The following is a 9,558-nucleotide window of genomic DNA, read 5'->3' on the forward strand; positions in this document are numbered from 1 at the left end:
AGGCCGGATCAGCCCGACGCCCCTTCACCGGTCCCCGGGGACCGGTGAAGGGGCGTCGGGCTGATCCGGCCTGATCCACACGAAGTCCCTCTGGACCTGCGGCGACGAGCGCAAGTTACGCGGCGACGAGTGCACCGCCTCGTTCGTGATCGAGCTGCGCGAGAAGGCGGACCTGGACGAGGAGGCCGCCGGTGTCCGGCTCGGTCCGGTCGTCCACATCAAGGACGTGCACTCCGAGCCGATGCGCAACAGCCACAGCGGCGGCAGCGGTGGGGGCGGCGGCGACGGCGATCTGACCCCTCCGTCGCCCCCGGGTCGGGCTACGGCGCCTTCGGGGCCGGCTCCGGTCCGGCCTTCGGGGGCGCCGCGGGCGCGGGCCGCCCGGTCGCCTTCCCGCGCTGCGGCGCGAGGAAGAAGAGCATCGTCGGAATCAGATACAGCGCCCACACCCACACCTGCACGACGGTCGGATCGGGCTGGAAGTTGAACACGCCCTTCAGCAGCGTGCCGTACCAACTGTCCGGCGGGATCGTGCTGGTGATGTCGAACGCCTTGTCCTGCAGTCCGCCGAGGAAGCGCGCCTCCTGAAGATCGTGCACGCCGTACGCGAGAACGCCCGCCGCCACGACCACCAGCATCGAGCCGGTCCACTTGAAGAACCTCGCCAGGTTGATCCTCAGCGCGCCCCGGTAGAACAGCCAGCCCAGCACCAGCGCCGTGGCGATCCCCAGCAGCACCCCGATCAGCGGCCCCGACCGGCCCTCGCCGCCGGCCCGCACCGACGCCCACACGAACAGCGCCGTCTCCAGCCCCTCCCGGCCCACGGCCAGCAGCGCGGTCGCGACCAGCGCGCCCGTACCCATCCGCAGCGCCGCGTCGAGCTTGCCGTGCAGCTCACCCTTGAGATGCCGCGCCGTACGCCGCATCCAGAAGATCATCCAGGTCACCAGGCCGACCGCGATGATCGACAGCGACCCGCCGAGCAGTTCCTGGGCCTCGAACGTCAGCTCCTGGGAGCCGAATTCGAGCGCGGCGCCGAAGGCCAGCGAGACGGCGACGGCGATACCGATGCCGAGCCACACCGGCCGCAGCGCCTCGCGGCGGTCGGTCTTGACCAGATACGCGACGAGGATGCAGACGACCAGACTGGCCTCCAGCCCCTCGCGCAGGCCGATCAGATAGTTGCCGAACATGCCGGCCGTCCTTCCGCCGATGTCACTGTGCAGGTCACGCGAGTGCGGGTCATGGGAGTGCGGGTCATGAGAACAGCTCCCGTCCCCACCAGTCGTCCTTGTCCCGGACGCCCGGCGGTACGGCGAAGACCGCCGAACCCACGTGCTGGATGTACTCGTTGAGCGCGTCCGCCCGCGACAGAGCGCGCTGTACGGGAATGAACGCCTCCCGCACGTCGTGCTGGTACGCGAGGAAGAACAGCCCCGCGTCGAGGCGGCCGAGCCCGTCCGTACCGTCGGTGTAGGAGTAGCCGCGCCGCAGCATCCGCGCCCCGCCGTTGGAATCGGGGTGCGCGAGCCGTACGTGTGACGTCGGCAGCATCGACTTGAGGAACGGCTCGTCGTGCTCCTTGGCCTTGCCGACCGCCGCGCCCTCGCCCTTGTCCCGCCCGAAGACGTCCTCCTGCTCCTTCAGGGAGGTACGGTCCCAGGTCTCGATCCGCATCGCGATCCGGCGGGCCACGAGATAGGAGCCGCCGGCCATCCAGTCGGGCCCAGCACCGGGGGACACCCACACGTGCCGGTCGAGCGCCGCCGTGTCGGTGCCCGCGACATTGCGGGTGCCGTCCTTGAAGCCGAAGAGATTGCGCGGCGTCTGCGCGTCGGGCGTCGTGGACGACGTCTTGCCGAAGCCGAGCTGCGACCAGCGGATCGCGATCCGGCCGAAGCCGATCCGGGCCAGGTTACGGATGGCGTGCACCGCGACCTGCGGATCGTCGGCGCACGCCTGCACACACAGGTCACCGCCGCTGCGCGCAGGGTCGAGGTTGTCGCCGGGGAACTTCGGCAGGTCCACCAGGGCATCGGGCCTGCGGCCCGCCAGCCCGAAGCGGTCGCCCTCCGCCGTGAACAGGGACGGCCCGAAGCCGATGGTCAGCGTCAGCCGCGACGGCCTCAGGCCGACCGCCTCACCCGTGTCGTCCGGCGGCGCCTCCGGCAGTCCGCCGAACGCCCCCTCACCGACGGCGCGCCCCTCGGTCATCAACGCGGCAGCCGCCGTCCAGTCCTTGAGGAGCTGGATCAGCCCGGCCCGGTCCTTGGCGGTCACGTCGAAGGCCGCGAAGTGCAGCCGGTCGGGGACGGCGGTGGCGATCCCGGCCTGGTGCGCGCCGTGGAACGGGACGGCCGCGCCAGCCGACCCGGCGGACTCGGTCCCGTCCGGGCCGCGCAGCGCCACGGCCGTACCGCCGGCCACGGCGGCGCCGAGCGCGAGCCCCGCACCGCCCCAGCCGATCACCGAACGCCTGGACGGCGCGCGGGTTCCACCGGTCGTGTCCGCCGGCTCGTCGGAGTGAGTCGTGTCTCCCATGCCCGCGGCGCTACTTCACGACCGCGGCGGCGAGCTTCGACAGCGGCTCGGCCAGCGCGTTCACCGCGTCGGACAGCTCCTTGCGCTCCGCCTTGCCGACCTTGTCGTACGACGTGAAGACGTAACTCGTCTTGTCCGCACGGTACTTGTCGAGCAGCGTGTTCAACGCGGCGAACTGAGTGTCCAGTTCGCCGGTCAGCGCGGCGTCGTTCTTCGACGCCACCGGCTTCAGCAGCGTGTACGACTTCTCGGCGCCCTCGACGTTGGCCTTGAAGTCGACCAGGTCGGTGTGGCTGTACCGCTCCTCCTCGCCGGTGACCTTGCCGGTGGCGACCTCGTCCAGCAGTTCCTTGGCGCCGTTCGCCATGGACGTCGGGGTGATCTCCGCCGTACCGACCTTCTTCTGCCAGACGGTCAGATCCGTGATCAGCAGATCGGCGAGTTCCTTGTCGCGCGGGGTGATCTTCTTGTCCTCCCACAGCGACTTCTCCAGGCGGTGCCAGCCGGTCCAGTCCGTCTCGGGGTCCTGGCCCTCTTCGAGGCCGTCCGCGCGCAGGTCGACCTTCGGGTCGATGTCGCCGAAGGACTCGGCCACCGGCTCGGTGCGCTCCCAGCCGATGCGGGAGTCCGCGTACGCCCGCTTGGCGGCCTCGATGTCACCGGCCTTCACGGCCTGCGCGAACACCTTCGCCTTCGGCAGGGTCTCCTCCGCCTGCTCCAGCGTGTACTGGCGGTACGCGGCGACGGCGGCGTCCAGCGCGGGGTCACGCTGAACGGTCTTGCCGCCGCCGGTGGCCTTGACCTGCTGCCGGATGCCCTTGCCCCGCATGCCCGGCTTGCAGGCGATCTCGTAGTCGCCCGCCTTGATCTCCGCGGTGATGTTCGCCTTGGTGCCCGCGCCGATGTTCTCGCGCTCGGTGACGATCCGGTCGTCGGGGAACAGGACGTAGACCTCGGTGACCTTCGAGCCCTTGTTCTCCACCGCCAGTTGAAGATGGCCGGCCGGGAACTCCTTCTTCGACACCTCGCAGGAAGTGTCGGTGGCGATGACCTCTATCGCCCCGTCGCCGCCGGCGTCGCTCTTCTCGGCGCACGCCGTGACGGTGGTGAGGGCGGCGACCGCCGCGAGGGCGGTGACCAAGGAGAGACGGGAGGGGCGCATGAGGGCTCCAGCGGCTGAGGGCAGTGTGCGTCGCGGCCTCGAAATGAGGCGAGCCTAAGTTAGCTGGCCCTTACTTGTTCGAAATCAGGCCAAATTCTCAGATACTGGCGTCAATGGGTGGCTGGCCTTTGCTCATCCTTTTGAATGGCCTCACTCCCGTCCGCTCCCCGCCCCCACCAGCGAGAGGCCGAACCCCCCATGCACCTGAGCATTCGCAACCAGCTCCCCGGCACCGTCACCACCGTCACGCCCGGGGACGTCATGGCCACGGTTCGGGTCCATCTGTCGGGCGGGCAGGACGTCACCGCCGCCATCACCGCGGAGGCCGTCCAGGAGCTGGGCATCGAGGAGGGCGCCGCGGTGCGGGTGCTGGCCAAGGCGACCGAGGTCTCCCTGGCCACCGGGCCGGTCGACGGCCTGAGCATCCGCAACCGGCTGGCCGGCACCCTGATGGAGATCGTCCTCGGCCCCAGCCTGGCGAACGTCAAGGTGGCCGTGGACGACGCCGAGCTGACCGCCGTGATCACCAGGGAGGCCGTGGAGGAGCTGGGGCTCACCCCCGGCACCGGGGTCACCGCGCTGATCAAGTCGACGGAGATCTCCCTCGCGGTCGGCTGAGCCGTGCCGTCGCGCCCGCACCACCCGGCCCCCACCCGAGAGGCGCCCATGGCGGCCACCGACCGAGGCACGGTGCGCCGACGCGCCGTCGCCTCCACCCGCGTCCTCTGCCTCGCCGTCCTGCTCGCCGCCTGCGGCGCCCTCACCCCGGGCAGCGGTTACGACGCGAACAACGGCCGGCCCAGAGCCGTACCCTCGTCCACCGCCGTACCCGACGGGGACGTCACGCTCCGGCTGAACTTCGCGGACGCGCCCGAGATGGTCGACGCGCTCGCCGCCGCCTTCGAGGAGAAGCACCCGCGGATCGACGTACGGCCGCAGTACACGCAGTTCGCGGACTATGTGAAGAGCCTCAAGCTCACGATGACCTCGGACACCGCGCCCGACATCGCGCAGTACGCCATCGGCATGGACGCACTCGCGCAGCGCGGCGACATCCTCGACCTGGCGCCCTACCGGGACGCGTACGGCTGGCGCGACGCGTTCCCCGCTTCGAGCCTGGCGCAGCTCACCGCGGGCCGCGGCGAATCGCTGTACGGGGTACCGGTGGGCCTGTCCATGACCGGGCTGTACGTCAACAGGGAACTGGCCGCCACGGCGGGCATCAGCCGGCCGCCGCGCACGCTCGCGGAGTTCGAGACCCGGCTCGCGGCGGCGAAGCGGGCCGGGCTGACACCCCTGAGCATCGGCGCGCTGGACTCCGGCGGTCTGCATCTGTGGGCGGCGCTGGTCAACGTGCTGACGCCGCCGGAGACGTACCGGGCCTGGGTGGACGGACGGGACGGAGCGACGATCGAGACCGAAGGCGCCCTGAAAGCGGCCGAGTTGGTGGCCGCATGGGCGGCGAAGGGCTACTTCGACCCGTCGGCCAACGGCACGGCGCAGGTCGATTCCACCGCGCGCTTCACCCGCGGCGAGAGCGTCTTCCTGGTCAACGGGAACTGGGCGGCGGGCCAACTCGTGGGCGCCATGGGGGAGAACGTCGGCTTCTTCCCCATGCCCGGTCCCGACGCGTCGGCGCGGTCCGTGGCGTCCGGCTTCAGCGTCGCGTACTCCGTCTCCTCGCGTACCCGGCACCCGGAGGCGGCGGGGGCGTTCCTCGACTTCCTCGCGTCGCCCGAGGCCGCATCGATCGTCGCGGCCAACGGATTCCTCCCACCGGACCCGGACACGGACGCCGTGCCCGAGCAGAAAGGCGTACTCGGTGAAGTGGCGGCGGCACACCGGCGGGTGGTCGCCGACGACGGCACCAACCAGTTCCCCGACTTCACCGCGCCGTCCATGCTCGACCGGCTCCGCTCCGGCGTGCAGCGGCTCATCGCCGCCCGCGTCGGACCGGCGGAGTTCCTGGCCGAGATCCAGGACGTCTGGGAGGCGCACCATGGAAAGTAGCCACCGGCGCGGCGCGATGCGCGGCTACCTGTACGTACTGCCGGCCCTCGCCGTCTACGTGGTCTTCGCCGTCCTTCCCGCGCTCCACACCGCGTACCTGTCGCTGTTCGACTGGGACGGCGTCACCCTCGGCAGCTGGGTGGGGCTCGACAACTACCGCGAGGTCTTCCGGAACCCCGTACTGCTGCGGTCCCTGGTCAACGCGCTCGCGCTGGTGGTCTTCTTCTCCTTCGTCCCCATCCTGACCGGTCTGCTGACGACCGCCCTGCTGTCCCGGTACCGGCGGCCGGGCATGGGGGTGTACCGCCTGCTGTTCATGCTTCCGCAGATCGTGCCGCTCGTCGCCGTGGGCGTGACCTGGCGCTGGCTGTACGGGGACGACGGCCTGGTCAACGAGGCCCTTCGCGCCGTCGGGCTGGACGGGATCACCCGCGCGTGGCTCGGCGACTTCGACACCGCGCTGATCGCGGTCGGGCTCGTCGGCACCTGGGTGCTGAGCGGGCTGTGCACGATGCTCTTCCTCAGCGGGGTCCACAAGGTCGACCCGAGCCTCTACGAGGCGGCGCGGCTCGACGGCGCGGGCCCGGTACGGGAGTTCGTGTCCGTCACACTGCCGCAGCTGCGCGGTGAACTGGCCATCGCGCTGACCGTGACGATGGTGGCCGCGCTCGCCAGCTTCGACATCGTGTACGTCACGACCAACGGCGGCCCCGGCGAACAGACGACCGTGCCCGGCCTGCTGGTCTACCGGCTGGCGTTCTCGGACGGCGACGTGGGACTCGCGTCGGCGCTGGGTGTGGTGCTGAGCTGTCTGATTCTGGGGCTCGTGTATGTGGTCAACCGGCTTTCGAGGTCGGAGACATGAAAGCGGTGAACGACCTGAAGGCCACAACGGACGTGACCACCGGGGCCGTTGAGTCCGTCACGACCGGCGTCACCACCAAGACCACCGTGAACAGGGCTTCTCGGGCCGAGCGTTGGTCCGGGTACGCGCTCCTGACCGTCATGGCGATCGCCGTCGTCGTCCCCTTCCTGAGCGTCTTCCTCGCCTCCCTGCGACCCGCGGGCGAGCCGGTCACCGGACTCGCGTGGCCGGTCGAGTGGAACCTCGCCAACTACCGGCGGGCCTGGACCGTGGCCGGCTTCTCGGACCTGATCCGCTCCAGCCTGGTCGTCGCACTCGGAGTCGTACCCGCGTCGCTGGTTCTCGCGACCCTGGCCGGATACGCGCTCGGCACGATGAGACTGCCCGGCGGCAACGCGGTGGCGGCGTTCTTCATCGCCGGCCTCACCATCCCGGTCGAGCTGATCGTGGTGCCGCTCTACTTCGACCTGCGCGCGGTGGGGCTCACCAACACCTACCTCGGCGTCATCCTGGTGGAGATCGCGCTGTTCATGCCGTTCAGCGTGTTCTGGATGCGGACCCACTTCCGCGCCACGCCGCCGTCGCTGGTGGAGGCCGCGCGTATCGACGGGGCCTCGTCGGGCACGATCCTGCTGCGCGTGCTGCTGCCGCTGGCCCGGCCGTCGCTCATGACGCTCGGGGTGCTCGTCTTCATGTGGTCCTGGAACCAGTTCCTGCTGGTCCTGGTGCTGATCCAGGACGCGACCCTGCGTACGGCCCCGGCGGGCCTCGGCTTCTTCGTGGGCCAGAACAACACCGACGTACCGACGCTGGCGGCCGGAACGGTCATCGTGATGCTGCCGATCATGATCGTCTACTTGCTGTTCCAGCGCAGCTTCGTGACCGGGCTGCTCCAGGGAGCGATGAAGGGCTGAGGGGCGGCCGGCGCCCAGCCGGCCGCCGCCTCGGCGGCTACTTCTGCGATGAGTTTCGGCCGGTGGGACAGTCAGAAGAGGAAGAGAAGAGAAAGAAGCGGCAGCGGGCCGCGACGACACCGCGCCACGACACCGCCACGACACCGGGAGACAGCCATGCCGAAGATCACCCCCAATCTCTGGTTCGACGGGCAGGCCGAGCCGGCCGCCGAGTTCTACATCGGGATCTTTCCGAACTCCCGGATCACCGGCATCACCCACTACGGCGAGGCGGGTCCCGGACCGGCCGGCACGGTGCTGACGGTCGAGTTCGAGCTGGACGGCCAGACCTTCATCGGGATCAACGGCGGCCCGCAGTTCACCTTCGACGAGGCCATCTCGTTCATGATCGGGTGCGCCGACCAGGAGGAGGTCGACTACTACTGGGACAAGCTCTCCGACGGCGGCGAGGAGGGCCCCTGCGGCTGGCTGAAGGACAAGTACGGGCTGTCCTGGCAGGTCGTGCCGGGCGGCATGCAGGAGATGCTGAACGATCCCGACCAGGCACGTGGGCAGCGGGCGATGAAGGCCATGCTCGGCATGAAGAAGCTCGATCTGGCCGCTCTGCGCGCCGCGGCCGACGGCACCGCCTGATACTTAAGCGGTTACTTGACTGTTGATGCCCCTGCTGCGATAGTTAAGTACGTGCCTAACTATGAAGGCTCGTTGGACGCGGTGTTCCAGGCGCTGGCGGACCCGACCCGGCGGGACATGGTCGAACGGTTGATCCGTGGCCCGCTCTCGGTCAGCAAGCTCGCGCAGCCCCTGGAGATGTCGCTGCCCGCCGTGATGCAGCACCTCCAGGTACTCGAAGCGTGCGGCCTGGTCCGGTCCGAGAAGGCCGGCCGGGTGCGCACCTGCCACATCGAGCCCGCCGGGCTGCGGACGGCCGAGGGCTGGATCGGGCGGCAGCGCACCGAGTGGGAGCACCGTCTGGACCGGCTCGGCGAGCACCTGTCGGAAGAGCGAGGCCCGTCGGGGCAAGGATCAGCAGAGCAAGGGAGCACCTCATGACCGACCACACCGTCACCCACGCGACGTTCACCATCGAACGCGCCTACACCGCGCCGCCGGACCGTGTGTTCGCCGCCTGGTCCGACCCGGAGGCGAAGGGCGGCTGGTTCGCGGGCCCGGAGAACGCGCACGAGCTGGACTTCACGGTCGGCGGCCGGGAGATCAACCGGGGTACGGCCCCGGACGGCACCGTCATGACCTTCGCGTCGGTGTACCACGACATCGTCCCGGAGGGGCGGATCGTCTACAGCTCCACCATGCACGGCGGTGAGGCGCTGTGGACCGCCTCCCTCACCACGGTGGAGTTCGCGCCCGACGGCGCCGGCACCCGGCTGACCCTCACCGAGCAGGGCAGCTTCCTCGACGGATACGAGAAGCCGGAGTGGCGTGAGCAAGGCACCGGCGAGTGGCTCGGCGCGCTGGACGCGTACCTGAGCGGGACTTGAGCGGGACCTGACCGGACCGGAGCCGTACCCCGGCCGTACGTCGTCCGGTGACCCGAAACCGGGACGACGGGCACGGGTGGGACGACGTAGCGTTCCGTCGCGTGAAGACTCCCTCGAACAGCGAACTGATCGACACCGCACAGGCGGTGCTCCACCCGCACCACGTGGGCGACCGTCTTTTCGGCGACGTGGCGGCCACCCTTGTCACCGACTCGGGAACGCTCTACTCCGGTGTCTGCATCGACACCGGCTGCGGTACGGGATTCTGCGCCGAGCACGCGGCCATCGCCGCCATGGTGACGGCGCGCGAGTACCGGATCGTCAAGATCGTCGCCGTGTGGCGGAACGAGGAAGGCGCCCTGCACGTGCTGCCGCCGTGCGGCCGGTGCAGGGAGTTCGTCCGGCAGATCGACCACGCCAACATCGACGCCGAGGTGGTGCTCGGACGCACCGCCTCGGCCTCTCTGCGTGAGCTGCTGCCCGCCAACGAGTGGCCCCAGCCGCTCGACTGACCGCGACGGCCGGGCCGGGGCGAGTCGCATGCGAGCGACTCGCCCCGGCCCGGCC

The 9,558-nt window shown here is 70.1% G+C and carries 11 protein-coding genes; 8 read left to right on the forward strand and 3 right to left on the reverse strand.

What is annotated here, in order from left to right:
- Positions 1-320: 320 nt before the first annotated feature.
- The 3 genes from efeU to efeO all read right to left on the reverse strand — a co-directional run bounded on the left by efeU (position 321) and on the right by efeO (position 3,703).
- Complete coding sequence (gene efeU, locus BHU15_RS00995; protein ID WP_023543385.1) at positions 321-1,193, reverse strand: iron uptake transporter permease EfeU; 873 nt, start codon at positions 1,191-1,193, stop codon at positions 321-323.
- 64 nt (positions 1,194-1,257) lie between these two features.
- Positions 1,258-2,541 carry an iron uptake transporter deferrochelatase/peroxidase subunit gene (gene efeB, locus BHU15_RS01000; RefSeq protein ID WP_069625413.1) on the reverse strand — a complete coding sequence of 428 codons (1,284 nt, stop codon included), beginning with the start codon at positions 2,539-2,541 and terminating at the stop codon, positions 1,258-1,260.
- Between the two features lie 10 nt (positions 2,542-2,551).
- Positions 2,552-3,703 carry an iron uptake system protein EfeO gene (gene efeO, locus BHU15_RS01005; protein ID WP_069625414.1) on the reverse strand — a complete coding sequence of 384 codons (1,152 nt, stop codon included), beginning with the start codon at positions 3,701-3,703 and terminating at the stop codon, positions 2,552-2,554.
- Positions 3,704-3,901: 198 nt separating this feature from the next.
- Here efeO and BHU15_RS01010 point away from each other — a divergent pair, with 198 nt between their 5' ends.
- From BHU15_RS01010 to BHU15_RS01045, 8 genes are all read left to right on the forward strand, one after another.
- The gene (locus tag BHU15_RS01010) at positions 3,902-4,321 is read left to right on the forward strand and encodes a TOBE domain-containing protein (protein ID WP_069625415.1); all 420 of its coding nucleotides are present in this window, start codon (positions 3,902-3,904) and stop codon (positions 4,319-4,321) included.
- Positions 4,322-4,369: 48 nt separating this feature from the next.
- Positions 4,370-5,713: an ABC transporter substrate-binding protein gene (locus BHU15_RS01015; RefSeq protein ID WP_069625416.1), complete on the forward strand. Its 1,344-nt coding sequence runs from the start codon at positions 4,370-4,372 to the stop codon at positions 5,711-5,713.
- Positions 5,703-6,578: a carbohydrate ABC transporter permease gene (locus BHU15_RS01020; protein ID WP_069625417.1), complete on the forward strand. Its 876-nt coding sequence runs from the start codon at positions 5,703-5,705 to the stop codon at positions 6,576-6,578. Before BHU15_RS01015 ends, BHU15_RS01020 begins: the two co-directional genes overlap by 11 nt.
- On the forward strand, positions 6,575-7,492 hold the full coding sequence (locus BHU15_RS01025; protein ID WP_255292992.1) for a carbohydrate ABC transporter permease: 918 nt from the start codon (positions 6,575-6,577) through the stop codon (positions 7,490-7,492). Before BHU15_RS01020 ends, BHU15_RS01025 begins: the two co-directional genes overlap by 4 nt.
- A 156-nt stretch (positions 7,493-7,648) precedes the next feature.
- Positions 7,649-8,125, forward strand: coding sequence for a VOC family protein (locus BHU15_RS01030; protein WP_069625418.1), 477 nt, complete (start codon positions 7,649-7,651; stop codon positions 8,123-8,125).
- Between the two features lie 51 nt (positions 8,126-8,176).
- Complete coding sequence (locus BHU15_RS01035) at positions 8,177-8,545, forward strand: ArsR/SmtB family transcription factor (protein WP_255292993.1); 369 nt, start codon at positions 8,177-8,179, stop codon at positions 8,543-8,545.
- Positions 8,542-8,991, forward strand: coding sequence for an SRPBCC family protein (locus tag BHU15_RS01040; RefSeq protein ID WP_069625420.1), 450 nt, complete (start codon positions 8,542-8,544; stop codon positions 8,989-8,991). Before BHU15_RS01035 ends, BHU15_RS01040 begins: the two co-directional genes overlap by 4 nt.
- Before the next feature lie 101 nt (positions 8,992-9,092).
- Positions 9,093-9,503: a cytidine deaminase family protein gene (locus BHU15_RS01045; protein WP_069625421.1), complete on the forward strand. Its 411-nt coding sequence runs from the start codon at positions 9,093-9,095 to the stop codon at positions 9,501-9,503.
- Positions 9,504-9,558: the final 55 nt, after the last annotated feature.

Origin of the sequence: Streptomyces niveus (genome assembly GCF_001723055.1) — a bacterium.
GTDB lineage: Bacteria > Actinomycetota > Actinomycetes > Streptomycetales > Streptomycetaceae > Streptomyces > Streptomyces niveus.